This window comes from Streptomyces sp. NC-S4 (assembly GCF_054353315.1).
The window spans coordinates 5,648,728-5,669,766 of the sequence record NZ_CM135937.1 but is presented as its reverse complement, the minus strand read 5'-3'; the positions used below and the strand labels follow the sequence as shown (position 1 = coordinate 5,669,766).

Genomic DNA, 21,039 nt, shown 5'->3' with positions numbered 1-21,039 from the left:
CGAAAGCGGATCCGCTCGAATCGGAGAATAGTCGACCTTCCCGGCCCTCCGCCGCCCGAAGCGAGCCGCGCTTCGGCGCGGGCAGCACGGTCCAGTCCAGGTCAGCGGCCTGCCGACGGTTCTGGCTGATGACCTGGGTCATGCGCTCCCTCTCCTCCGACGAGTTCCCCTACGTTCCGACATCCGGGACAACAGAAGGGGCGGGCGGCGCATTCCCGGGCGCACGGCGGGTTTCCGGCTTTCTCCGGGACGCGGCGGCCGGTCCTCAGAGGGGGAGCCGCTCCAGCCACTCCCCGACCGCTTCGGTGATCGTCCGGAGCGCCTCCTCCTGGGTGGTGGCGGCCTTCTTGGGCACCGCGAAGCCGTGGTCGGCGTACGCCACCTCCACGAGCTCGTACGGGTCCTGCCCGCCCGGCGGGGGGAATTCCGCGGGCCGTCCGAAGGGGTCCCGGGCGCCCTGGACCACGAGGGCGGGCCGGCCGGCCCCGGTGAGCTCCCCGGCGCGGGACTTCTCCGGCCGGCCCGGCGGGTGGAGCGGGAAGGCCAGCGCCAGCACCCCGGCGGCCCCGAGCCCGGCGGCGGTCCGGCAGGCCACGCGGGCCCCGGCGCTGCGCCCGCCCGCGACCACCGGCAGCCCGGGCTCCGTGAGCGCCGGCCACAGCCCGCGCCATCCCTCGTCCAGCACCTTGGGCGCGGCGGCGACCTTCTTCCCGGCGACCCGCCAGGGCTGTTCGACGAGCGCCACCGTGATCCCGCGGGCGGGCAGGGCGGCGGCCAGCGCCCGGAGGTCCCGGGCCTCGATGCCGCCGCCGGCGCCGTGGCTCACGGCGAGCACCAGCCTCGGCCGCGGCGCCCCGTGCCAGGTGATGCGGGCCTCGCCCGCCGTGGTGTCGACACTCTCGGTACGCGTGGTCATGCGTCCCATCCTGCCCGGGTCAGAAGAGGGTGCCCTCCTCCGGCGCGGCCAGCTCCGTCAGCAGCTCCGGGCCGTTGTTGCGCACGTTGCTCACGGCGGTCGACACCGGGTAGGCCCGCATCAGCCCGCCGGGCGGCGGGGCCAGCAGCTCGCGCAGCGAGCCCTCGGTGTCGGTGTTCGCCGGGTCAAGCCAGGCGTCCCAGCGGTCCGGGGTGAGCATCAGCGGCATCCGCGGGTGGATGTCGGCGAGCGAGCGCGGCCCCTCGGCGGGAGCCACGCCCAGGGGGCCGGTCTCGGCCTCCGTGGTGATCACCGAGCAGGTGACCCACCAGGAGAGCGGGTGCTCGTCGGGCAGGGTCCGGTCGCGCCAGAACTCGTATATCCCGGCCATGGCGAAGACGGAGCCGTCGGAGGGGAGCACGAAGTAGGGCTGCTTGCGGGCCCGCTTCTTCCTGCCCTCCACCTCCAGCTGCCGTTCGTCGTGGGCGGTGACCCACTCGTAGTAGCCGTCGGCGGGGACGATGCAGCGGCGCTGCGCGAAGGGCCGGCGGAAGGAGGGCTTCTCGTGGAGGGTCTCCGACCGGGCGTTGATCATCCGGGCGGCGCCGTCGGGGTTCTGGGCCCAGGAGGGGACCAGCCCCCATTTCAGGACGCGCAGCTGGCGAACCGGACGTGGGTGCGAGGCGTCTTTGAGGGGACGGTCGAGGACCACGTGGACCTCCTTCGTCGGCGCCACGTTGAAATCGGGGGCCAGGGTCTCCTCCGGCTCCCATTTCTCGATGCCGAATGCCTCCACGAGGTCCTCGGGCCTACGACTCGCCGCATACCGTCCGCACATGGCTGTCACACTGCCATGCCACCCGCACCTCACCGCAAGGAGTCCGCCACCTTATGGACAGCAGCACGACCGCCGGTCTGTGGGACCGGCTCACGGGCATACAGGCCGCGCCCGACCTGTGGCTGGTGATCGCGACGGGGCTCGTCGCGGTGACCGCGGTGGCGCCCCGCCCGCTGTGGCGGCTCTCGCGGAACACCATCACCATCGCGCACGAGGGCGGGCACGGGCTGCTGGCACTGCTGACGGGGCGGCGCCTGAGCGGGATACGGCTGCACTCGGACACCAGCGGGGTCACCGTCAGCCGGGGCAAGCCGACCGGGCTGGGGATGATCCTGACCGCCGCGGGCGGATACACGGCGCCCTCGCTGCTCGGGCTGGGCGGGGCGGCGCTGCTGTCCGCGCACCGGATCACGCTGCTGCTGTGGGTGGCCACCGCCCTGCTGGTGGCGATGCTGGTGATGATCCGGAACGCGTACGGGGCGCTGACGGTGGTACTGACCGGCGGAACCTTCCTGCTGGTGTCCTGGCTCGCCCCGGCCGGGGTGCAGGCCGGATTCGCCTACCTGGTGGTGTGGTTCCTGCTGTTCGGCGGGGTCCGCCCGGTCTTCGAGCTGGGGGCCAAGCGCCGGGGCGGCGGGGCACCCGATTCGGACGCCGACCAGCTGGGCCGGCTCACGCACCTGCACCCGGTGGTGTGGTTGCTCTTCTTCCACGTCGTCGCGCTGTGCTCGCTGATCGGCGGCGCCCGCTGGCTGCTCGCCCTGTGACCGCTCCCCGAGACGGGAGCGGGATCAAGATCTGGGGTCGGGGGAAGCCACTAAAGTGGTGGCCATGACCGAGACCCCCGCGCTCCCTGCCCTCTGGCCCGCTCCGCTCGCCGACGGGACCGTCCACGCCACCGTCACGGTGCCGGGCTCCAAATCGGTCACCAACCGGGCCCTCGTGCTCGCCGCGCTCGCCGCCGAGCCCGGCTGGGTGCGCCGCCCGCTGCGCTCGCGCGACTCCCAGCTGATGTCCGACGCGCTGCGTGCGCTGGGCGTCGGGATCGAGGAGACCGTCTCGTCCAGCTCCGCCGGTGCCACCGACGGCACGGTGGGCGGCGAGGCCTGGCGGATCATCCCGGCGGCCCTGCACGGCCCGACGACCGTGGACGTCGGCAACGCGGGCACGGTCATGCGCTTCCTGCCGCCCGTCGCCACCCTCGCCGACGGCGACATCCGCTTCGACGGCGACCCGCGCTCCTACGAGCGCCCGCTGGGCCAGGTCATCAGCGCCCTGCGCACCCTCGGCGCCCGCATCGACGACGACGGCCGAGGCGCGCTGCCCATGACCGTCATGGGCGGCGGGGCCCTGGAGGGCGGCGCGGTCGAGATCGACGCCAGCAACTCCTCGCAGTTCGTCTCCGCGCTGCTGCTCTCCGCCCCGCGCTTCAACCAGGGCGTCGAGGTCCGGCACGTGGGCGGGAACCTGCCGTCGATGCCGCACATCCGGATGACCGTGGAGATGCTGCGCGCGGCGGGCGCCCAGGTCGACACCCCCGAGGCCGGCGGCGAGAAGGACGTGTGGCGGGTCGCGCCCGGCGCGCTGCTGGGCCGCGACATGGTCGTGGAGCCGGACCTGTCCAACGCGCAGCCCTTCCTGGCCGCGGCCCTGATCACCGGCGGCACGGTGACCATTCCCGACTGGCCGCGCCGCACCACCCAGCCGGGCGACGCGCTGCGCCGGATCTTCACCGAGATGGGCGGCTCCTGCGAGCTGACCGACGCGGGCCTGGTCTTCACCGGCACCGGCAAGATCCACGGCATCGACGTGGACCTGAGCGAGGTCGGCGAGCTCACCCCGGGCATCGCGGCCGTGGCCGCCCTGGCCGACTCCGATTCGGTGCTGCGCGGCGTCGCGCACCTGCGGCTGCACGAGACGGACCGGCTGGCCGCGCTGACCGCGGAGATCAACGGGCTCGGTGGCGATGTCACCGAGACCGCCGACGGCCTGCGCATCCGGCCGCGCCGGATGCACGGCGGCACCTTCCACACGTACGACGACCACCGGATGGCCACCGCGGGCGCGGTGATCGGTCTGGCGGTCGAGGGCGTGCAGATCGAGAACGTGGCGACGACCGCGAAGACCCTGCCGGACTTCCCGAAGATGTGGACCGACATGCTCGCCGGGGACGCCGGTGGCTCCGGGGCGCCCGGAGCGGGTGCGGGAGCGTAGGGCCCGTCATGCGCAGGTACGGCAAGCACACCGACGAGGACGACATCCGCCAGCGGCCCAACCCCAAGGGCAACCGGCCGCGGACCAGCATCCGGCCCAAGCACGAGGACGCGGCCGAGGGCTTCGTCCTGACCGTGGACCGCGGCCGGCTGACCTGCCTGGTGGACGGCCGCTCGATCACCGCGATGAAGGCCCGCGAGCTGGGCCGCAAGGCGGCGGTGGTGGGCGACCGGGTCTGGATCGTCGGCGACCTCTCCGGCAAGAAGGACACCCTGGCCCGCATCGTGCGGATCGAGGAGCGCAAGTCCGTCCTGCGGCGCACCGCCGACGACGACGACCCCTACGAGCGGGTGGTCGTCGCCAACGCCGACCAGCTGGCCATCGTCACGGCCCTGGCCGACCCGGAGCCGCGGCCCCGGATGATCGACCGCTGCCTGGTGGCGGCGTACGACGCCGGGCTGGAGCCGCTGCTGGTGCTCACCAAGTCCGACCTGACCTCTCCGGACAAGATCCTGGAGATCTACTCCACCTTCGGCCTGAACTACGTGGTGACCAACCGCGAGGAGCTGGCCACGGGCGACGCGGCCGACCGGGTGCGCGAGCGGCTCCACGGCCGCATCACGGCCTTCGTCGGACACTCGGGCGTCGGCAAGACCACCCTGGTGAACTCGCTGGTCGCCGAGGGCCGCCAGCGCGCCACCGGCCACGTCAACGCGGTGACCGGGCGCGGCCGGCACACCACCACCTCGGCGCTCGCGCTGCCGCTGCCGAGCGGCGACGGCTGGGTCATCGACACCCCGGGCGTGCGTTCCTTCGGCCTGCACCACGTGGACCCGTCCCGGGTGATCCTGGCCTTCCCGGACCTGGTGCCGGGCACCGAGGAGTGCCCGCGCGCGTGCAGCCACGACGAGCAGGACTGCGCGCTCGACAAGTGGGTGGAGGGCGGCCACGCGGACCCGGCCCGGCTGTATTCGCTGCGCCGGCTGCTGGAGACGCGCGAGCGGCGCGAGGGCGACTGACCGTCCGGCGGAGGTTCGGCCGCGTTTGTCGGGGGCCCTGTCTGGATAAATGCATAATCGCACCAAGTGACGTGCTGTCACGTGACGCGGGGAGGCATTCGACATGGCGTGGCTGCTGGTCGTGGTCGCGGGACTCCTGGAGACCGGTTTCGCGGTCTGCCTCAAGCTCTCCCACGGATTCACCCGGCTGTGGCCGACCGTCGCCTTCGCCTGCTTCGCGCTCGGCAGCTTCGGCCTGCTGACCCTGGCGCTCAAGAAGCTGGACGTGGGGCCGGCGTACGCGGTGTGGACGGGCATCGGCGCCGCCGGGACCGCGATCTACGGCATGGTCTTCCTCGGCGACCTGGTCTCCACCCTCAAACTCGTCTCGATCTCGCTGGTCATCCTGGGCGTCATCGGGCTCCAGCTGTCCGGGTCTGCGCACTGAGCAGCCTGCGCAGCTCGCCCGCGCCCGGCTCCTCCCCCGGGGCGATCACGTAGGAGAGGGCGAGGCGCACGGCGAGCTCGCAGCGCTGCGGGCCCTCCCCCGGCGTCAGCGCGGCGGCCGCCCGGTCCCGAACGGCCCGGGCCAGCTCGCCGGGGTCGGGTGCCCGGCCGCCCGCCGCGGGCAGGCCCGCGTCCCAGGAGCCGGTGAGCAGGGCCCGCAGGAGGGGCTGGGCGCGGGCCGCCCGTACGGTCCACTCCGCGACGGCGGCGAGCCGCTCGGCGGCCCGGTCCGGGGCGGACAGGGCCCGGTCCACCCCGTCGAGGTAGCGGTCGGCCTCGCGGCGGACCAGGGCGCGGCCCAGGCCCGCCTTGCCGCCGAACTCGTTGTAGAGGGTCTGCCGGGACACCCCGGCCGCGGCGGCCACGTCGACCATGCGCACGTCCGGCCAGGGACGCGCCGAGAGCGCCGCTCCCGCCGCCTCCAGCAAGGACTCCCGGGCTGCCGGCATCCGCGCCTCCCCGTTCGGCTCTCCCCGGCCAGAGTTGACGGGCCGCCAGATCCTGTCAAGGGCGCGCCGGGGCCGCACTGTGGACAGCGTTGGTCGGGCTCCGGGAGTCTCGATACTGTTCGGGCATGCCCGAGTATGACGATGACCTGCGCCTTGCCCTCGAACTCGCCGACGCGGCGGACGCCGTCACGATGGAGCGCTTCCGCGCCCTCGACCTCCAGGTCGAGACGAAGCCGGACATGACCCCGGTGAGCGAGGCGGACAAGGCGGCCGAGGAGACCATCCGGGCCGGCATCGCGGCCGCACGGCCGGACGACGCCGTCCTGGGCGAGGAGTACGGACTCGAGGGCAGCGGCCCGCGCCGCTGGGTCGTGGACCCGATCGACGGCACCAAGAACTACGTGCGCGGGGTCCCCGTCTGGGCGACCCTGATCTCCCTGATGGCCGAGGACTCCGACGGCGAGTTCCGCCCGGTGGTCGGTGTGGTGTCGGCGCCGGCGCTGGGCCGCCGCTGGTGGGCGACCCGGGGCGGGGGCGCGTACGCGGGCGGCGCCCTCGGCGAGACCGGCGCCATCGGCGTGTCCAAGGTCGGCGGGCTGGGCGACGCCTCGTTCGCCTACTCCTCGCTGAGCGGCTGGGAGGAGCAGGGCCGGCTGGCCGGGTTCCTGGACCTGACCCGGGCGTGCTGGCGCACCCGCGGCTACGGCGACTTCTGGCCGTACATGATGGTCGCCGAGGGCTCGCTGGACCTGTGCGCCGAGCCCGAACTCAACCTCTGGGACATGGCGGCCATCGCGGTCGTGGTCCAGGAGGCGGGCGGCCGCTTCACCAGCCTGGACGGCGTGGACGGGGTGCACGGCGGGAACGCCGCGGCCTCGAACGGACTGCTCCACGAGGAGATGCTGGGCCTGCTGCGCCCGCGCGCCTGAGCCCGGCCGTGCGCTGTTCACGCTCCGTCCCGCGCCTTCTTGTCGGGCCCGCGGGTCCATGGGAATCTGATACTCCCCCCACTTGTGCGCTTGTGAACCGCTTCTCTTGAGGCGGCTCCTCGGACGCACCCACCCGGGCGGGGGGACTCACCCCAGGAGGTGGCTCTCTTCATGCTCGTCCGTGACGCCATGAGCACCGTGATCCTCACCCTCGGACCCGCACACACCCTCCGGCAGGCGGCCTGCCTGATGTCCGGCCGGCGCGTCGGCGCGGCCGTCGTCCTCGACCCCGACCACAGCGGAATCGGCATCCTGACCGAGCGCGACATCCTCAACTCGATCGGCGCGGGCCACGACCCGGACCGGGAGTCCGTGGGCGCGCACACCACCAACAACGTCGTGTTCTGCACCCCCGAGGCCACCGTGCTGGAAGCCGCCGAGGCCATGGCCCACGGCGGCTTCCGGCACCTGATCGTGCTGGAGCACGGCGGACCCGTCGGCATCGTGTCCGTACGCGACGTCATCCGCTGCTGGGTTCCCGCGCGGCGCACGGTCGCCGCGTGAGACGACGCCGGGCCGCAGCCCTCCGAGGAGGGCTGCGGCCCGGCGTCCTGCTACGGCAAGCGCTCCGTGTCAGCCGCGGAGGGCCTGGACCGCGGCTTCGAGCCGCTTGCCGAAGTCACCGTCCGCCTGGCGGAAGTTGTTGATCGCGCGCTCGACGATGTCGTCGCGGGAGACCTTGGCGATGAAGCCGGACAGGTTCTCGATCAGACGGGACTTCTCGTCCTCCGAGTACAGGCGGTAGAGGTTGCCCGCCTGGACGAAGTCGTTGTCCTCGCTGTGGACGGCGGCGGCGTGGTTGCCCGTGCCACCGGTCACGTCGATGGGCTGCCACAGCGGGCGGTCCGTCTGGTGCGGGCCGCCGAAGCTGTTCGGCTCGTAGTTCTTCGCGCCCTTGTGGCGGCCGTCGTACAGGTAGCCGTCGCGGGAGTTGGTGCGCGCCTCGGTGGCGTGCGGGCGGTTCACCGGCAGGTGGTCGGCGTTGATGCCGACGCGGTAGCGGTGGGCGTCGCCGTAGCCGAAGAGGCGGCCCTGGAGCATCTTGTCCGGGGACGGGCCGATGCCGGGGACGAAGTGCGCCGGGCTGAAGATGGACTGCTCGACCTCGGCGAAGACGTTCTCCGGGTTGCGGTTGAGCTCCAGCTTGCCGATCTCGATCGGCGGGTAGTCCTCGTGCGGCCACACCTTGGTGAGGTCGAACGGGTTGAAGCGGTACTGGGCCGCCTCGGCCGCGGGCATGATCTGGACCTGCACGGTCCAGGTCGGGAAGTCGCCGCGCTCGATGGACTCGCGCAGGTCGCGCTGGTGCGAGTCGGGGTCCTCACCGGCGAGGACGTTGGCCTCGGCCTGGGTGAGGTTCTTGATGCCCTGGTCGGTCTTGAAGTGGTACTTGACCCAGAAGACCTCGCCGGCCTCGTTGTTCCACTGGAACGTGTGCGAGCCGTAGCCGTTCATGTGGCGGTAGGACGCCGGAATGCCGCGGTCACCGAACAGCCAGGTCACCTGGTGGGTGGACTCGGGGGACAGACCCCAGAAGTCCCAGACGTTGTCCGCCTCCTGCGAGCCCGTGTACGGGTCGCGCTTCTGGGTGTGGATGAAGTCGGGGAACTTGATGGCGTCCTTGATGAAGAACACCGGCGTGTTGTTGCCGACGAGGTCGTAGTTGCCCTCTTCGGTGTAGAACTTCAGCGCCCAGCCGCGGGGGTCGCGCACGGCGTCGGCGCTGCCGAGGTTGCCGGCGACGGTGGAGAAGCGCAGGAAGGTCTCGGTCTCCTTGCCGACCTCGGACAGGAACTTGGCCCGGGTCCACTGCGAGACGTCACGGGTCAGCGTGAAGGTGCCGTACGCACCCGCGCCGCGGGCGTGCACCACGCGCTCCGGGATGCGCTCGCGGTTGAAGTGCGCGAGCTTCTCGAGCAGCAGCTGGTCCTGGACCAGAACCGGGCCACCGACGCCGGCGGTCTCGCTGTTCTGGTTGTCGGCGACCGGCGCTCCGGCCTCCGTGGTGAGCGGTCCCTGCGTCACGTGCGCCTCCTGCGTCATGCCCGAGTGTCCTGTCCTTGGCGTTTGCCGTAACCGATCCTACGATGGACTTTGTCTAAGTCAAGTAAGCATCCAAGTCCGCACCGGTTCGGGAGTTACACCGAATCCCCTCACTGTTAGGCTGATGTCTATGAGTGACCTGCTGGATCGACTTCGCGGACGCGGCTGGCGCATGACGGCGCAGCGGCGTGTCGTGGCCGAGGTGCTCGACGGTGACCACGTGCACCTGACGGCCGACGAGGTGCACGCACTCGCGGTGGCCCGGCTGCCCGAGATCTCGCGTGCGACCGTCTACAACACCCTGGGTGAACTCGTCACCCTCGGCGAGGTGCTGGAGGTCTCCACGGACCGCCGCGCCAAGCGGTACGACCCGAACGCCCACCGGCCCCACCAGCACCTGGTCTGCGCCCAGTGCGGCGCGATCCGCGACGTGCACCCGGCCGGGAACCCGCTGGCCGACCTGCCCGACGCGGAACGCTTCGGCTTCGTCGTGTCGGCGGTCGAAGTGACGTACCGCGGCATCTGCCCGAACTGCGCGGCCGCCTGAGCGCACGCACACGAAAGGGCTCGGACCCCTCGGGGGTCCGAGCCCTTCGCGTTCGCCTTCTTGCGGGCGAAAACGAGCCGGGAACGACTCAGGGCCCGGATCCATTGGATCCGGGCCCTGAGCCTTCAGTAGCGGGGACAGGATTTGAACCTGCGACCTCTGGGTTATGAGCCCAGCGAGCTACCGAGCTGCTCCACCCCGCGTCGGTGAACCCAACGTTACGTGAAGGCCCGCGGCAGATGCAAATCGGTTAACCGGCCAGCCCCCGGTGCAGGAGCGCGGTCAGCGTCTCCACCACCTCGTCGTCGTCGAGTCCGGCCCCGCCGGTCATCGCGGCGTACCCCAGCATCGAGATCATCGCCCCCATCGCCGCGGCGACCAGTGCGGGGTCGCCGGGCAGCTCACGGCCCTGTTCGCGCATGTACGCGAGGTGCTCGCGCAGCGGCGCGGTGTCCCCGAGGAGACGCCCCCAGGCCTGCCCCGAGCCGGGCGGTTCGGCCATGGACTTCTGGAAGAGGGCGACCACGACGGGCAGGTGGTCCCGGAAGGCGCCCCAGGCGACCGCTACGTGCGTCCGCAGCTGCGCCCGGTCGGCGAGGTCGTGCTCGCGGGGGTGGTCGTGGGCACCGACCTCCAGGTCCACCTGGGCCCCCATGTCCGCGAGCAGCGCGTCCAGCAGCTCGTCCTTGCCCGCGAAGTGCTCGTAGAAGGACCCGGTGGACCGGCCGGCGGCCTTGGTGATGTCGGTGATCTTCGTCTGCGCGTAGCCGCGCTCCAGGAAGAGCGCCCTTGCCGCCTCCTTGAGTGCCACCTCCGTGCCGGCCGCCCGCTCCTTGCGCACTCCCACCGCGATCCCCGCTCCCACTTGACGCCGTCTTCTCGGCCTCATCATACTGAACCGAGTTTCACTGAATCAAAGTTCAGTGAATGTGGATTCAGCGAAAGGGGTCGGGCATGCGTGTGTCAGTCATCGGGGGCGGAGTCGCCGGAACGGCGAGCGCGATCGCCCTGCGCCGGGCCACCGGCGCGGAGGTCACGGTCCACGAGGCGTACGAGGATCCGGCCGGGCAGGTGGGCTCGTTCCTCAGCCTCGCCGTCAACGGCCTGCGGGGACTGGAGACCCTGGGCTGCCTCCCGCAGGTGCAGGCCGCCGGGTTCCCGGTCGCCCTCCAGCGGATGTGGTCCTCCTCGGGCAAGCTCCTCGGGGAGGTGCCGCGCGGCCGGCTCGCCTCGGACGACCTGCACAGCACGACGCTGCTGCGCGGGCGGCTGGTGGAGGTGCTGCGCGCCGAGGCGGTCCGCACCGGGGCCCGGATCGAGACGGGGCGGCGGGTGGACCCGGCGGACCTGGACGCGGACCTGGTGGTGGCGGCCGACGGCATCTGGTCCGCCACCCGCCCGGCGCTGGACCCGGCAGCGCCACAGGTGCGGTACGCCGGTCTCTACTGCGTGTCGGGGGCCTCCGAAGGCGTGCACCTCCCGCCGGGCACCTACCACTTCGTCTTCGGCCGGCGGGGAGTCTTCCTGTGCGTCCCGGCGGCGGACGGCACGGTCTGGTGGTCGGCCCAGGTGCCCGCCCCGGAGCCCCCGGACCCGACGGAGGTCACCCGGGCCCGACTGGCGGAGCTGTATGCGGAGGAGGAGCTGCCGCTGTCCCTGATCCGGGCGGCCACCCGCGTCGACCGCCCGATGCCGATGCACCGTCTGGCGGACGTACCCGTCTGGCACGACGGGCGCACCGTCCTGATCGGCGACGCGGCCCATCCGGTCGGGGCCGGGCAGGGCGCGTCGATGGCGATCGAGGACGCGGTGGCCCTGGCCCGGTGCGTGGCGTCGGTTCCGGGCGTGGACCGGGCCCTGGCCGAGTACACCCGGCTGCGCCGCCCGCGGGTGGCCCGGATGAACCGGTCCGCGGCGATGAACCGCGACGCGAAGACCCCGGGGACGGTGCGTCGCCGGGTCAACGACCTGCTGATGCCGATCGCCTTCCGGCACGTCTACGCCCGCTCCACCTCCTGGATCTACCGCTAGGCCGTGTCCGCAGGAGCCGGAGTGGGCGCCCCGCCGGGGCTCAGGCCGAGAGTTCCTCGGCCAGGGCCTCGCGGAGCCGGGCCGCGCGTTCCGAGACCTCGGCCGGGCCGAGTTCCATGGCGCGCACGCACCACTTCTGGCCCTCCGCGAGGTCCCCGTGGCGGGCCGCCAGCAGGCCCAGGCGCAGGGCGGCGCGGCCGTGGCCCGCCACCGCCGCGCGGGTCCACCACAGAGCGGCCTCCGGCTCGTTCCCCTCCCGGGCCAGCAGCAGCCCGAGGTTGAAGGCGCCGTTGCGGGAACCGGCCTCGGCCGCCTCCCGGTACCAGCGCGCGGCGACGGCCAGGTCGCCGCGGGCGGCGGCCAGCATGCCGACCCGCACCTGGGCCCGGCGGTGCCCCAGCTCGGCGGCCCGCTCGTACCACTCCTCGCTCTCGGTGCGCGGGGCGCTGCCCACGGGCTCGCCCAGGGCCACCGGCTCCGGGGGCGGGGCCAGCGACTCCAGCAGCGCGGCCAGGCGGAACGCCGCCTCCGCGCTGCCGCCGCCCGCCGCGCAGCGCAGGTGCCGCTCGGCCGCCCGGTCCTCGCCGTCCCGCACCAGCGCGATGCCGACCTGCAGCGCCGCGTCGGTGTGACCGGCCGACGCGGCCCGCTCGTACCACTTCAGCGCCGTCCGGTCCTCGTCGCGGCTGGCGAACAGGATCCCGAGGTTGAACGCGGCGTCGACGCTGCCCGCCTCGGCGGCCTTCGAGAACCACGGTTCGGCACCCGCCGCGTCCCCGACCTGGAGCAGCATGATCGCCAGCGCGTTGGCCGCCTCGCGGTGTCCGGCGTAGGCGGCCCGCCGGTACCACTGCTCGGCCTGTGCGGTCCGGTCCTGTGCGACGCACAGCAGAGCAAGGTTGTACGCCCCGTTCTGGTCGCCCGCGTCCATGGCGGTCCGGTACCAGCGCTCCGCGGTCTGGGTCTCGCCGCGGGCGGCGTGCAGCGCGCCCAGGGCGTTCGCGGCGTTGCCGTCGCCGTCCTGCGCCGCCCGGTGCCACCACACGGCGGCGCTCTCCTCGTCGCCCGCGTCGCGCAGCAGGAAGCCGAGCGCGCACGCCGCCCGGGCCTCGCCCTGCTTGGCGGAGGTCAGGTACCAGCGCCCGGCCTCCTTGAGCTCGCCGCGCGCCTCCAGCAGGGCGCCCAGGTGCAGGGCGGCGCGCCGGTGCCCGCGCGCGGCCGCCTGCCGGTACCACTGCTCGGCCTCGGTGGGGTCGCCCTTGCGCAGGTGCCTCGCCAGCCGGTACGCGGCTTCGCGGTGTCCCTGTTCGGCGGCAGCGCGGAACCACCGCTCGACGCCCTTGTCCCCGCGGTGTTCAAGCAGGTCGGCCAGCCCGTACGCGCCCAGCGCGTGGCCGGACTCGGCCGCCTGCCGCATCCAGTACTCGGCTGCGGGCTCGTCCCCCCGCTCCCGGAAGTAGCGGCCGAGGGCGTGCGCGGCGGGGGCGGATCCGGCGACGGCGGCGACCCGCCACCAGCCGGCCGCGTCCTCGGGGTAGCCCCGCTGGTGGAGCAGCACGCCGAGGTTGTTCGCGGCGGCGCGGTCCCCTTCGGCCGTGGCTCCCCTCAGGTACGGTTCGGCGCCGTCGAGGTCGCCGCGGCGCAGCAGCAGCGCGCCGAGCACGCTCATGGCTCCGGGGTCGCCCTTGTCGGCGGCCACCCGGTGCCGGGCTTCGAGCTCGGCGTCACTCGCCGCGTCGGTCTCGGCGAACATCTCCTCCACGCTGTGCTTGTCCAAGAAATCCGCATCGGTCAGTGCGGTCTGCGCGTCCACGACCGGAGCCGCCCCCTCGGCCTCTGTGTCCGTCCCGGACTCCGCCCTCACAAACCGCCCTGTCTCCAGCAGAGTTGACCTGTCCCCCATAAATCCCATCGTCGCATCACCTGCTACCCGCGTACACCTGGTATGTCGCAGCCAGTGAGGTCACTACAGCGTTTTGTCGACATGCCCACAGTGAGGTAAGTCAAACACGCTCCACCCACAAGTCACCCTCCCCGGCTACCGCGTGTCCGCCCCGGACATGACGAAGGCCCGGATCCCATGGATCCGGGCCTTCATCTTCAGTAGCGGGGACAGGATTTGAACCTGCGACCTCTGGGTTATGAGCCCAGCGAGCTACCGAGCTGCTCCACCCCGCGTCGGTGAAACCACAGTATCACGACGCGGGGTGGAGCCATTACCCATTGATCATTGGCCGGACGGGGCCGGGGTCGTCAGCTTCGCCTCGGCCTCGATCGCCCGCTTCAGCGCCGCCTTGATCTCGTCCTGGGCCTTGCCGAAGGCCGCCCAGTCGCCGGCCTGGCGGGCCTTCTCGGCGTCCTCGATGGCCTTCTGCGCGTCACCGAGCGCCGCCTTGACCGTCGGATCCTGGGCGGTCGGCGGCGTGACGGTGCCCGGCGGCTGGTCCGGGGAGACCGGAACGGTCGGCGCCTCGGCCCCGAAGACCACGTTCAGCGCCTTCTCCAGGGTGTCCTCGAAGGCGGTCTGGTTGCCGTAGGTCACCAGCACCTTGCGCAGCAGCGGGTACTTCAGGCCGGAGCTGCGGACGTAGACCGGCTCCACGTAGAGCATCCCGCCGTCGAGCGGCACCGCGAGCAGGTTGCCGTACTCGATCTCCGAGTCACCACCGCGCAGCAGGCGGATGGATTCGGCGATCTTCGGCTCCGACTGGAACTTGCTCTGCACCTGGCTCGGGCCGTCCGGCGGCTTGCTGGTCGGCATCTTCAGGATGCGGATGCTGCCGTACTCCGGGGTGCCAGGATCGGCGTTGACCGCCATGAAGGCACTCAGGTTGGGCCGCTCGTTCGGCGTGAACGTCGTGGTGAGCGAGAAGACCTGGCCCTTCTCCTTCTGGCCCGGCATCTTCATCGACAGGTAGTACGGCGGAACGGCCGTACCGGCCTTGGTCGTCGGGTCGTCCGGGACCGCCCACGCCTCACTGCCGCTGAGGAAGGTCTGCGGGTCGGTGACGTGGTAGCGGGTCAGCAGCTCGCGCTGGACCTTGAAGAGGTCCTGCGGGTACCGGAGGTGTTCCATGAGCGGCTTGCCGATGTCGGCCTTGGGCTTCACCGTGCCCGGGAACGCCTTCATCCAGGTCTTCAGGACCGGGTCCGCGGTGTCCCACTGGTACAGGTCGACCGAGCCGTCGTACGCGTCGACGGTGGCCTTCACCGAGTTGCGGATGTAGTTGACCTGGTTCTCCTGGGCGACCACCGCGCGCTGGCTGTTGGTCAGCGAGTCCGCGGTGCTCTGGCCCAGCGTGGTGCGCGAGGCGTACGGGTAGCCGTTGGTGGTCGTGTACGCGTCGACGATCCACTTGATCCGGCCGTCGATCACGGCCGGGTAGGGCGCGCCGTCGATGGTCAGCCACGGGGCGACGGCCTCGACGCGCTGCTTGGGCGTGCGGTTGTACAGGATCCGCGAGCCGTCGCCGATGGCGCCCGAGTAGAGGATCTGCGGCTCGTTGAAGGTGAGCGCGTACGCGGCCCGGTTGACCGGGTTGTCGAGGTTGACGCCGGAGTCGCCCTTGTAGCTCGTCTCCTTCTCGCCCTTGTCGTCCGAGTAGTCGAGCTCCTTCTGCGGGCCGCCGACGATCGAGTACTGCTTCGTCTGCTCGCCGTAGTAGATGCGCTGCTCGAAGTCCGTGCCGAAGACACCCTTGGAGGGCAGGTCGGCCTGCGTGAAGTCCGGGGCGCCCTCCTTCACGGTGGTGCCCTTGGCCGCGACCACGCCGTAACCGTGCGTGTACTTGAAGTGGTCGTTGATCCAGTTGTTCTTCGGGATGCCGCCGATGTTCAGCTCGCGCAGCCCGATGACCGTGTCCTGGCCGCTGTACCGGTCCACGGCGAGCGTGGACGGGAAGGCGTAGTAGCCCTTGACCTGCTGGAGCTGCTGGAAGGCCGGCGAGACGATGTTCGGGTCGAGGATGCGGATGCTGGCCGTGGTGTCGGCCTGCGGCCGCAGCTTGCCCCGGTCCTCCGTCTGCGGGACGCCCGGGTAGTCCGTGACCTCCGAGTCGGCGATGCCGTAGGCGTCGCGCGTGGCCTTGATGTTCTTCTGGACGTACGGGGATTCCTTGGCCTGCTCGTTCGGCTGGACCTGGAACTTCTGCACGATCGCCGGGTAGAGCCCGCCGATCAGGATCGCCGAGAGCACCATCAGGCCGAAGCCGATGACCGGCAGCTGCCAGGTGCGGCGCCACAGCGTCGCGAAGAACAGCACGGCGCAGATCGCGGCGATGGCGACGAGGATCGTCTTCGCCGGCAGGTAGGCGTTCGCGTCGACGTAGCGCAGGCCGGTCCAGTTGTCGGCGGCCTTGAAGTCGCTGGACTTCACGGCGAGCCCGTACCGGTCGAGCCAGTAGGCGACCGCCTTGAGCGTGACGAAGAGGCCGAGCAGCACCGACAGGTGCCCGGTGGCGGCGGCGGTGGCCCGCGCACCCGGGCTGGTCACGCGCAGTCCGCCGTACAGGTAGTGCACGACGGCCGCGGCGATCACCGACAGCACGACGGCGGCGAAGCCGAAGCCGAGCAGGAAGCGGTACCAGGGCAGGTCGAAGGTGTAGAAGGACACGTCCATGTGGAACTGCGGGTCCTTCGAACCGAAGGGCACGCCGTTCACGTACATGAGCCAGGTCTTCCACTGGCCGGCCGCCGAGGCGCCCGCGATCAGGCCGACGAGCACGGCGATGCCCAGGAGCAGCCACTTCTTGTACGGGGCGATGCTCATCCGGTAGCGGTCGAGGCTCTGCTGCTCCATCGACATCGCGCTGAGCGGCGGCCGCAGCCGGTGGGCCAGCCAGATGTTCAGCCCGACGGCACCGGCCATCAGCAGACCGAAGACGGCGAAGAGGCCGATCTTGGTCCACAGGGTGGTGGTGAAGACGGTGGAGTACTTCACGGAGCGGAACCAGAGCCAGTCAGTCCAGAAGCCCGCGAACATGATGAAGAGCATGGCCAGGACGGCCAGCACGCCCAGGGTCATGAGGAGAGTTCTCGCCCGCCGGGAGGGGCGGCCGACTCTCATCCGTGGCCCCGAAGGGCCTCCGCCGCGGTCCGGCATCTGGAAAGCCAAGGTGCGCACCTCGAAAGCTGAGTCTGGTAATGAACGGGCCCCCGATCGTAGGGCCCACTCATGCAACTTACTGAGGCTTCGGTCAGTTCCCGGTAATCGATGGAAAGGAGGCAGGATGTTGCCCATGTCCAACCTTTCGCCTTCCCCCGGCACCCCCATGGCGGCCGGCCCGCTCACCCGCGCCTGCCTCGAGATCGACGAGTACGCGGCCGGCCTCGGCTGGGACAAGCCCGCGCGGCTCTTCGCCCTCGTCGACACCGCCCGGCTCAAGAAGCAGGAGCCGCGGCTGGCGAGCCAGCTCGGTCTCGACCAGGACGACGCCGGCAAGTCCTCCCTCACCCCCATCGAGCAGGACGAGGTCCCGAAGGGGACGCCGCTCGACAAGTTCCTCGGCACCATCGCCTGGCCCGACGCCGTCGTCGGCTGCGCGCTCACGGTGGAGCGGCTGATGCTGCCGCCGTCCGCGGAGGCCTCCGTACCGGAGGGACTGAACGACAAGCAGCTGGCGAAGTGGGTCGCCGGTCACCCGGAGCGGCAGGAGGTGCGCCTGACCGTGGCCGTGCTGCGCGACGGATCGCGCGAGTCGGCCGTGCGGCTGCGCGAGAAGGACTCCTCGACGGAGGTCCTCACCGGTGCGGGCCTGGTCCCCGGCCTCGCGGACGCCCTGGCGGCGACCTTCTCGTAGGCACGGCCCGTCAGGGGGACGGAACGGCCCGGGCTAGCCCGAGCAGCTCGGCAGCCCGGCCGTGTCCCCCTTGCTGATCTTCTGCAGTGCCTTCGTGGCGTCGTCGATGGTGGACACCTTGACCAGGGTCAGACCGTCGGGGGTGTGGGAGGCCGCGGAGGCGCAGTTCTCGGCGGGCGTCAGGAAGTACTCGGCGCCGGCCTTGCGGGCGCCGATGGTCTTCATCTGGATGCCGCCGATGGGGCCGACCTTGCCCGCGTCGTCGATGGTGCCGGTGCCCGCGACGAACTTCCCGCCGGTCAGGTCCTCCGGGGTGAGCTTGTCGACGATGCCGAGGGCGAACATCAGCCCGGCGCTCGGGCCGCCGACGTCGGCGAGCTTGATGTCGATCGTGAACGGGAAGGTGTGGTCGGTTCCGGCCCGGATGCCGACGATGGCGTGACCGTCGCCGTCCGCCTTGCCCGCGGTGATCGTCAGCTGCGAGGTGGCGGGGTCGTTGTTGCCGGCCTTCGCCGCCTCGGTCGCCTCCTTGGCGGGCACGATCGTGAACTCCACCGGCTCACCCGGCTTGTGCTTGGTGACGAGCTTGGCCACGTCCTCGGGGGCGGTGACGGCGGTGCCGTCCACGGACTTGATCACGTCCCCGGCGTGCAGCCGGCCCTCGGCGGGGCTGTCCTTGACCACGGTGGAGACGATCACCCGGGCGGTGACCGGGATGCCGAGCTGCTTCAGGGCCGCCACCTTGGCGCTCTGCTGCGACTGGCTGAACTCCTCGGCGTTCTCCTGGGTGGACTGCTGCTCCGTCTTCCCGTTCGGGTAGAGGTTCTCGTGCGGGACGACGATGTTGTCGCCGGCCAGCCACCCGTAGACCGCTTCCACCAGGCTCATGTCGTAGTCCGCACCGGTGACCCGGACCGTGGTCATGTTGAGGTGACCGCTGGTCGGGTAGGTCTTGCGTCCCGCGATGTTGAGGACGGGCGCGCCGTGCGAGTCCCCGAGCGTGTTCACCGTCGGGCCGGGGCTCATCTCGGAGTACGGGACCTTGATGAACACCCCTGCGCAGAGCAGCGCGAACAGCACCAGGGTGGAAGCGAGCATCGTCGCGGTGCGGCGTGGCATGGATCCGACAGTACGGGACGGCCCTGGCGGGCGGCCCTCGGGGCCGGTCCGTACGGGGTCCCTGCGCGAAACTCTCAGCGGAATCTCACCGACCGCGGCGGACCGGAGCGGAACGGACGCGGAGCGTCGATCGGCGGCGGACGGCGGCGGGCACGTCAGACGGCGTCGGAGGCGGAGTGGGCGGACGGGGAGGAATGCGCGTCGGCCTTCACCCTCGCCTGGTCGGCGTTGGCCATGGCTTCCCGGAAGCGGGCATAGCCCGCGAGCTCGGATATGTCACCCTGTGTGCGGTCGCGTGCCGCCCAGCTGCCCCATATCGCCGCTCCGATCGCGGCGAACAGCGGAATCAGCAACCACGCCAAAGATGCCATGGGCGTGTCTCCCTACCCCGAAGTACGTTTCGTTGGTGGCTTCAACGCTCGTGCCCGTGGGGGGGTTACGCAAATCGAGGGCGTGTTGCGCGGCCGAACGGGTGCGAGGCTACCGCCTTCCGGGTGGCGTTCCTCGACCGGGGGTTCAGCAGGCGCCGACCCACCTCCCGGGTCCGTCGCTGAACGTCACCCCTCCTTGAAGGCCGGAGGCCTCAGCAGGCGCCGACCCACTCCTCGGTGCCGTCGCTGAACGTCTGGTGCTTCCAGATCGGGACCTCGTGCTTGAGGTCGTCGATCAGCATCCGGGCGGCCTCGAAGGCCTCGCCGCGGTGCGGGCAGGACACGGCGACGACGACCGCCAGGTCGCCCACGGCCAGGTCACCGACGCGGTGCACGGCCGCCAGGGCGCGGACCGGGAACTTGGCCACGACGCGCTCGGCGACGCGGCGCATCTCGGCCTCGGCCGTCGGGTGGCAGGAGTAGCCGAGCGAGTCGACGTCCGCCCCGCCGTCGTGGTTGCGCACCGTGCCGACGAAGAGCGTCGTACCGCCCGACGCGTCGTCGCCGACGGCCTGGAAGACCTCGTCGATCGACAGGGCGGTCTCGCGGATCTGGAGCAGCCGGATCGGGTCCGAAGCGGCCTGCTCACCGGGGTGGTCGAAGTGCGGTGCCATGCGTTCATCGTGCCCTAGCCGCTGACGCGGCGAAATAGCAGATTCGCCCGGGCCGCGGGCGCCGCCTTGGGAGTCTCCTACCAATCCGGGCAACTGCACGATCCGGCCCCGCCGGCGTTCGGGGCCCGGGCCCGGGTGCGGCGCCCCCGGCGACGGTGCCGCACCGGGCGGGCGGCCCGGCCCCCGGGGTCAGATCCCGCGCCGCTTGCGCGCCAGGCGGACCGCCGCGGCCGCGCCCAGCAGGGCCACCGTCGCGCCGGCCGCACCGGCGGCCGTGGCGGCGTCCCTGCGGCCCAGCCGGCGGCCCGCGACCGTGTGGCGGCCCGAAACCTCCTGGAGGAGCTCGGCGAGCACCTCCTCGTTGGTCCAGCGCGGCCGCCAGCCCGCCGCGTGCAGCCCGCTGACGCTGACCACCCACGGATGCATCGTGTAGGCGAGGTCCCCGGCCGGGGACGGGGTCAGGCCGATCCGGTGCAGCCGGGCCGCCGCCCCCAGGGCGACCGCGGAGGGGAGCTCCATGCGGCGGATGCCGCTCAGCTCCTCGACCTCCTCCTGCTCCAGCCACCCCTCGCAGCCCACGGCCAGCTCGCCCTCGACCTTCTCCAGGGCCGCGTACTCCAGGGCGCTGACCAGGTCGTCGACGTGGCAGAACTGCCAGGTGGGGCGGGATCCGGCCACCACGAGCAGCCGCGGGGACTCGAAGTACCTGGTCAGGGCGGTGTCGGTGCCGCCGACCAGGACGGCCGGGCGGATCACGGTGACGTTCAGTCCGGGGTGCGCGCGCGGGGCCCGGCGGCCGAGGCGCTCGATCTCCAGCAGGTCGCCGACGCCGGTCGCCTCGGCGGTGGCCCGCAGCTCGGAGTCCTCGGACAGCGGGATGTCGTTGTCCGGCAGGGCCCCGTAGACCATCGCCGAGGTACAGAGAACGACCCGGTGCACGCCGGCCGCGGCGGCGGCCGTCAGGACGGTCTGGGTGCCGCGCACGTTGTACGCCGTGCGGGCGGCCGGGTCGGTCTCCAGGTCGAGGTCCAGCGCGAGGTGGACCACGACGTCCGCGCCGCGCAGCTTCTCGGCGATCGCGGGGTCCCGTACGTCGAGGATGTGCCACTGGGCCGCGGCGCAGTCCCCCCGTCGCTCGTCGATCGCGACGACCTGCTTGACCTCGTCGGAGGCGGCCAGGCGGCTCACCAGGGCAGCGCCGACTCCCGAGGCGGCGCCGGTCACGGCGATCACCGGGCTGCGCCGGCGGATTCCCTCCGGGTTTCGCGGCTGGCGAACGCCGGGGGCGCCGTCACCGTGCTCGGAGCTGTTTTCGTCGTCGTGCATCGCGCGAAACTGCGGATCTGGGGAACTCACCGGGCGTCTCCAGCGGTTGTCTTCAGTAGGGACGCGTCGTGACGCGTACCCACCAGGTGATGTCCATCCTGCCGCAGCCCCGGAGTCGGCGGAGCACCGAGCCCGGATGCGGCCGCGGTGTCTACGCTGGGTGGTGTTGTCTGTCCATTGCCCGTCGGCTCCCGCCGGCGGCCCTACGAGCCGAGGAAA

At 71.9% G+C, this 21,039-nt stretch carries 20 protein-coding genes and 2 tRNA genes; 9 read left to right on the top strand and 13 right to left on the bottom strand.

Features of this window, described 5'->3' with window-relative positions; all coding sequences use genetic code 11:
* Positions 1-265 precede the first annotated feature (265 nt).
* Positions 266-916, bottom strand: coding sequence for an alpha/beta hydrolase family protein (locus ACXNSR_RS25690; protein ID WP_458637801.1), 651 nt, complete (start codon positions 914-916; stop codon positions 266-268).
* 19 nt (positions 917-935) lie between these two features.
* On the bottom strand, positions 936-1,754 hold the full coding sequence (locus ACXNSR_RS25685) for an SOS response-associated peptidase (protein WP_458637800.1): 819 nt from the start codon (positions 1,752-1,754) through the stop codon (positions 936-938).
* A 53-nt stretch (positions 1,755-1,807) separates the two neighbouring features.
* Between ACXNSR_RS25685 and ACXNSR_RS25680 the strand changes: the two genes are divergently transcribed.
* The 4 genes from ACXNSR_RS25680 to ACXNSR_RS25665 all read left to right on the top strand — a co-directional run bounded on the left by ACXNSR_RS25680 (position 1,808) and on the right by ACXNSR_RS25665 (position 5,414).
* On the top strand, positions 1,808-2,521 hold the full coding sequence (locus tag ACXNSR_RS25680; RefSeq protein ID WP_458637799.1) for a M50 family metallopeptidase: 714 nt from the start codon (positions 1,808-1,810) through the stop codon (positions 2,519-2,521).
* A 64-nt stretch (positions 2,522-2,585) separates the two neighbouring features.
* Positions 2,586-3,968 carry a 3-phosphoshikimate 1-carboxyvinyltransferase gene (gene aroA / locus ACXNSR_RS25675; RefSeq protein WP_458637798.1) on the top strand — a complete coding sequence of 461 codons (1,383 nt, stop codon included), beginning with the start codon at positions 2,586-2,588 and terminating at the stop codon, positions 3,966-3,968.
* Positions 3,969-3,976: 8 nt separating this feature from the next.
* A complete protein-coding gene (rsgA, locus tag ACXNSR_RS25670) occupies positions 3,977-4,987 on the top strand; it encodes a ribosome small subunit-dependent GTPase A (RefSeq protein WP_458637797.1) in 1,011 nt (336 codons plus the stop codon).
* A 103-nt stretch (positions 4,988-5,090) separates the two neighbouring features.
* The gene (locus tag ACXNSR_RS25665; protein WP_030011402.1) at positions 5,091-5,414 is read left to right on the top strand and encodes a DMT family transporter; all 324 of its coding nucleotides are present in this window, start codon (positions 5,091-5,093) and stop codon (positions 5,412-5,414) included.
* Here the strand turns inward: ACXNSR_RS25665 and ACXNSR_RS25660 are convergent.
* Positions 5,380-5,922 (bottom strand): TetR/AcrR family transcriptional regulator, encoded by a 543-nt coding sequence (locus tag ACXNSR_RS25660; RefSeq protein WP_458637796.1) that lies wholly within the window; start codon positions 5,920-5,922, stop codon positions 5,380-5,382. The genes ACXNSR_RS25665 and ACXNSR_RS25660 overlap by 35 nt on opposite strands.
* Positions 5,923-6,047: 125 nt before the next feature.
* On the opposite strand from ACXNSR_RS25660, the gene hisN reads away from it, so the two are divergent.
* A complete protein-coding gene (gene hisN / locus ACXNSR_RS25655) occupies positions 6,048-6,851 on the top strand; it encodes a histidinol-phosphatase (protein WP_458637795.1) in 804 nt (267 codons plus the stop codon).
* Between the two features lie 171 nt (positions 6,852-7,022).
* Positions 7,023-7,415: a CBS domain-containing protein gene (locus ACXNSR_RS25650; protein WP_458637794.1), complete on the top strand. Its 393-nt coding sequence runs from the start codon at positions 7,023-7,025 to the stop codon at positions 7,413-7,415.
* A 69-nt stretch (positions 7,416-7,484) separates the two neighbouring features.
* On the opposite strand, the gene ACXNSR_RS25645 is transcribed toward ACXNSR_RS25650, so the two are convergent.
* Entirely contained in the window at positions 7,485-8,954 is a 1,470-nt protein-coding gene (locus ACXNSR_RS25645; protein ID WP_458637793.1) for a catalase, read from the bottom strand.
* Positions 8,955-9,084: 130 nt separating this feature from the next.
* Between ACXNSR_RS25645 and ACXNSR_RS25640 the strand changes: the two genes are divergently transcribed.
* Positions 9,085-9,501: a Fur family transcriptional regulator gene (locus tag ACXNSR_RS25640; RefSeq protein ID WP_458637792.1), complete on the top strand. Its 417-nt coding sequence runs from the start codon at positions 9,085-9,087 to the stop codon at positions 9,499-9,501.
* Positions 9,502-9,630: 129 nt separating this feature from the next.
* Here the strand turns inward: ACXNSR_RS25640 and ACXNSR_RS25635 are convergent.
* Together ACXNSR_RS25635 and ACXNSR_RS25630 are read right to left on the bottom strand one after the other, a co-directional pair.
* Positions 9,631-9,704: transfer RNA gene (locus ACXNSR_RS25635), tRNA-Met, on the bottom strand.
* Between the two features lie 47 nt (positions 9,705-9,751).
* The gene (locus ACXNSR_RS25630) at positions 9,752-10,366 is read right to left on the bottom strand and encodes a TetR/AcrR family transcriptional regulator (protein ID WP_458637791.1); all 615 of its coding nucleotides are present in this window, start codon (positions 10,364-10,366) and stop codon (positions 9,752-9,754) included.
* An 89-nt stretch (positions 10,367-10,455) separates the two neighbouring features.
* On the opposite strand from ACXNSR_RS25630, the gene ACXNSR_RS25625 reads away from it, so the two are divergent.
* Positions 10,456-11,532, top strand: coding sequence for an FAD-dependent monooxygenase (locus ACXNSR_RS25625; RefSeq protein ID WP_458637790.1), 1,077 nt, complete (start codon positions 10,456-10,458; stop codon positions 11,530-11,532).
* Between the two features lie 40 nt (positions 11,533-11,572).
* Here the strand turns inward: ACXNSR_RS25625 and ACXNSR_RS25620 are convergent, their stop codons facing one another.
* The 3 genes from ACXNSR_RS25620 to ACXNSR_RS25610 all read right to left on the bottom strand — a co-directional run bounded on the left by ACXNSR_RS25620 (position 11,573) and on the right by ACXNSR_RS25610 (position 16,633).
* Complete coding sequence (locus ACXNSR_RS25620; RefSeq protein WP_458643389.1) at positions 11,573-13,285, bottom strand: tetratricopeptide repeat protein; 1,713 nt, start codon at positions 13,283-13,285, stop codon at positions 11,573-11,575.
* Positions 13,286-13,636: 351 nt separating this feature from the next.
* Positions 13,637-13,710: transfer RNA gene (locus ACXNSR_RS25615), tRNA-Met, on the bottom strand.
* Positions 13,711-13,759: 49 nt separating this feature from the next.
* The gene (locus ACXNSR_RS25610) at positions 13,760-16,633 is read right to left on the bottom strand and encodes a UPF0182 family membrane protein (RefSeq protein WP_458643388.1); all 2,874 of its coding nucleotides are present in this window, start codon (positions 16,631-16,633) and stop codon (positions 13,760-13,762) included.
* A gap of 127 nt (positions 16,634-16,760) precedes the next feature.
* On the opposite strand from ACXNSR_RS25610, the gene ACXNSR_RS25605 reads away from it, so the two are divergent.
* Positions 16,761-17,330 carry a PPA1309 family protein gene (locus ACXNSR_RS25605; RefSeq protein ID WP_458637789.1) on the top strand — a complete coding sequence of 190 codons (570 nt, stop codon included), beginning with the start codon at positions 16,761-16,763 and terminating at the stop codon, positions 17,328-17,330.
* A 33-nt stretch (positions 17,331-17,363) separates the two neighbouring features.
* Here the strand turns inward: ACXNSR_RS25605 and ACXNSR_RS25600 are convergent, their stop codons facing one another.
* The 4 genes from ACXNSR_RS25600 to ACXNSR_RS25585 all read right to left on the bottom strand — a co-directional run bounded on the left by ACXNSR_RS25600 (position 17,364) and on the right by ACXNSR_RS25585 (position 20,820).
* Positions 17,364-18,449: a YlbL family protein gene (locus ACXNSR_RS25600; protein WP_458637788.1), complete on the bottom strand. Its 1,086-nt coding sequence runs from the start codon at positions 18,447-18,449 to the stop codon at positions 17,364-17,366.
* Between the two features lie 155 nt (positions 18,450-18,604).
* Entirely contained in the window at positions 18,605-18,820 is a 216-nt protein-coding gene (locus ACXNSR_RS25595) for a hypothetical protein (protein WP_030010758.1), read from the bottom strand.
* Between the two features lie 212 nt (positions 18,821-19,032).
* The gene (locus ACXNSR_RS25590) at positions 19,033-19,494 is read right to left on the bottom strand and encodes a molybdenum cofactor biosynthesis protein MoaE (protein WP_189732663.1); all 462 of its coding nucleotides are present in this window, start codon (positions 19,492-19,494) and stop codon (positions 19,033-19,035) included.
* A 189-nt stretch (positions 19,495-19,683) separates the two neighbouring features.
* Positions 19,684-20,820 (bottom strand): SDR family oxidoreductase, encoded by a 1,137-nt coding sequence (locus tag ACXNSR_RS25585; RefSeq protein ID WP_373297348.1) that lies wholly within the window; start codon positions 20,818-20,820, stop codon positions 19,684-19,686.
* Positions 20,821-21,039 lie beyond the last annotated feature (219 nt).

What these genes read in the sequence shown, in the direction of transcription:
- ACXNSR_RS25585 (WP_373297348.1), bottom strand. Translation starts at nt 20,820, where the DNA reads ATGCACGACGACGAAAACAGCTCCGAGCACGGTGACGGCGCCCCCGGC.
- ACXNSR_RS25665 (WP_030011402.1), top strand. Translation starts at nt 5,091, where the DNA reads ATGGCGTGGCTGCTGGTCGTGGTCGCGGGACTCCTGGAGACCGGTTTC.
- ACXNSR_RS25625 (WP_458637790.1), top strand. Translation starts at nt 10,456, where the DNA reads ATGCGTGTGTCAGTCATCGGGGGCGGAGTCGCCGGAACGGCGAGCGCG.
- ACXNSR_RS25660 (WP_458637796.1), bottom strand. Translation starts at nt 5,922, where the DNA reads ATGCCGGCAGCCCGGGAGTCCTTGCTGGAGGCGGCGGGAGCGGCGCTC.
- ACXNSR_RS25620 (WP_458643389.1), bottom strand. Translation starts at nt 13,285, where the DNA reads ATGTTCGCCGAGACCGACGCGGCGAGTGACGCCGAGCTCGAAGCCCGG.
- ACXNSR_RS25595 (WP_030010758.1), bottom strand. Translation starts at nt 18,820, where the DNA reads ATGGCATCTTTGGCGTGGTTGCTGATTCCGCTGTTCGCCGCGATCGGA.
- ACXNSR_RS25640 (WP_458637792.1), top strand. Translation starts at nt 9,085, where the DNA reads ATGAGTGACCTGCTGGATCGACTTCGCGGACGCGGCTGGCGCATGACG.
- ACXNSR_RS25680 (WP_458637799.1), top strand. Translation starts at nt 1,808, where the DNA reads ATGGACAGCAGCACGACCGCCGGTCTGTGGGACCGGCTCACGGGCATA.
- aroA (WP_458637798.1), top strand. Translation starts at nt 2,586, where the DNA reads ATGACCGAGACCCCCGCGCTCCCTGCCCTCTGGCCCGCTCCGCTCGCC.
- ACXNSR_RS25610 (WP_458643388.1), bottom strand. Translation starts at nt 16,633, where the DNA reads ATGCCGGACCGCGGCGGAGGCCCTTCGGGGCCACGGATGAGAGTCGGC.
- rsgA (WP_458637797.1), top strand. Translation starts at nt 3,977, where the DNA reads ATGCGCAGGTACGGCAAGCACACCGACGAGGACGACATCCGCCAGCGG.
- ACXNSR_RS25690 (WP_458637801.1), bottom strand. Translation starts at nt 916, where the DNA reads ATGACCACGCGTACCGAGAGTGTCGACACCACGGCGGGCGAGGCCCGC.
- ACXNSR_RS25645 (WP_458637793.1), bottom strand. Translation starts at nt 8,954, where the DNA reads ATGACGCAGGAGGCGCACGTGACGCAGGGACCGCTCACCACGGAGGCC.
- ACXNSR_RS25590 (WP_189732663.1), bottom strand. Translation starts at nt 19,494, where the DNA reads ATGGCACCGCACTTCGACCACCCCGGTGAGCAGGCCGCTTCGGACCCG.
- ACXNSR_RS25600 (WP_458637788.1), bottom strand. Translation starts at nt 18,449, where the DNA reads ATGCCACGCCGCACCGCGACGATGCTCGCTTCCACCCTGGTGCTGTTC.
- ACXNSR_RS25605 (WP_458637789.1), top strand. Translation starts at nt 16,761, where the DNA reads ATGTTGCCCATGTCCAACCTTTCGCCTTCCCCCGGCACCCCCATGGCG.
- ACXNSR_RS25650 (WP_458637794.1), top strand. Translation starts at nt 7,023, where the DNA reads ATGCTCGTCCGTGACGCCATGAGCACCGTGATCCTCACCCTCGGACCC.
- hisN (WP_458637795.1), top strand. Translation starts at nt 6,048, where the DNA reads ATGCCCGAGTATGACGATGACCTGCGCCTTGCCCTCGAACTCGCCGAC.
- ACXNSR_RS25685 (WP_458637800.1), bottom strand. Translation starts at nt 1,754, where the DNA reads ATGTGCGGACGGTATGCGGCGAGTCGTAGGCCCGAGGACCTCGTGGAG.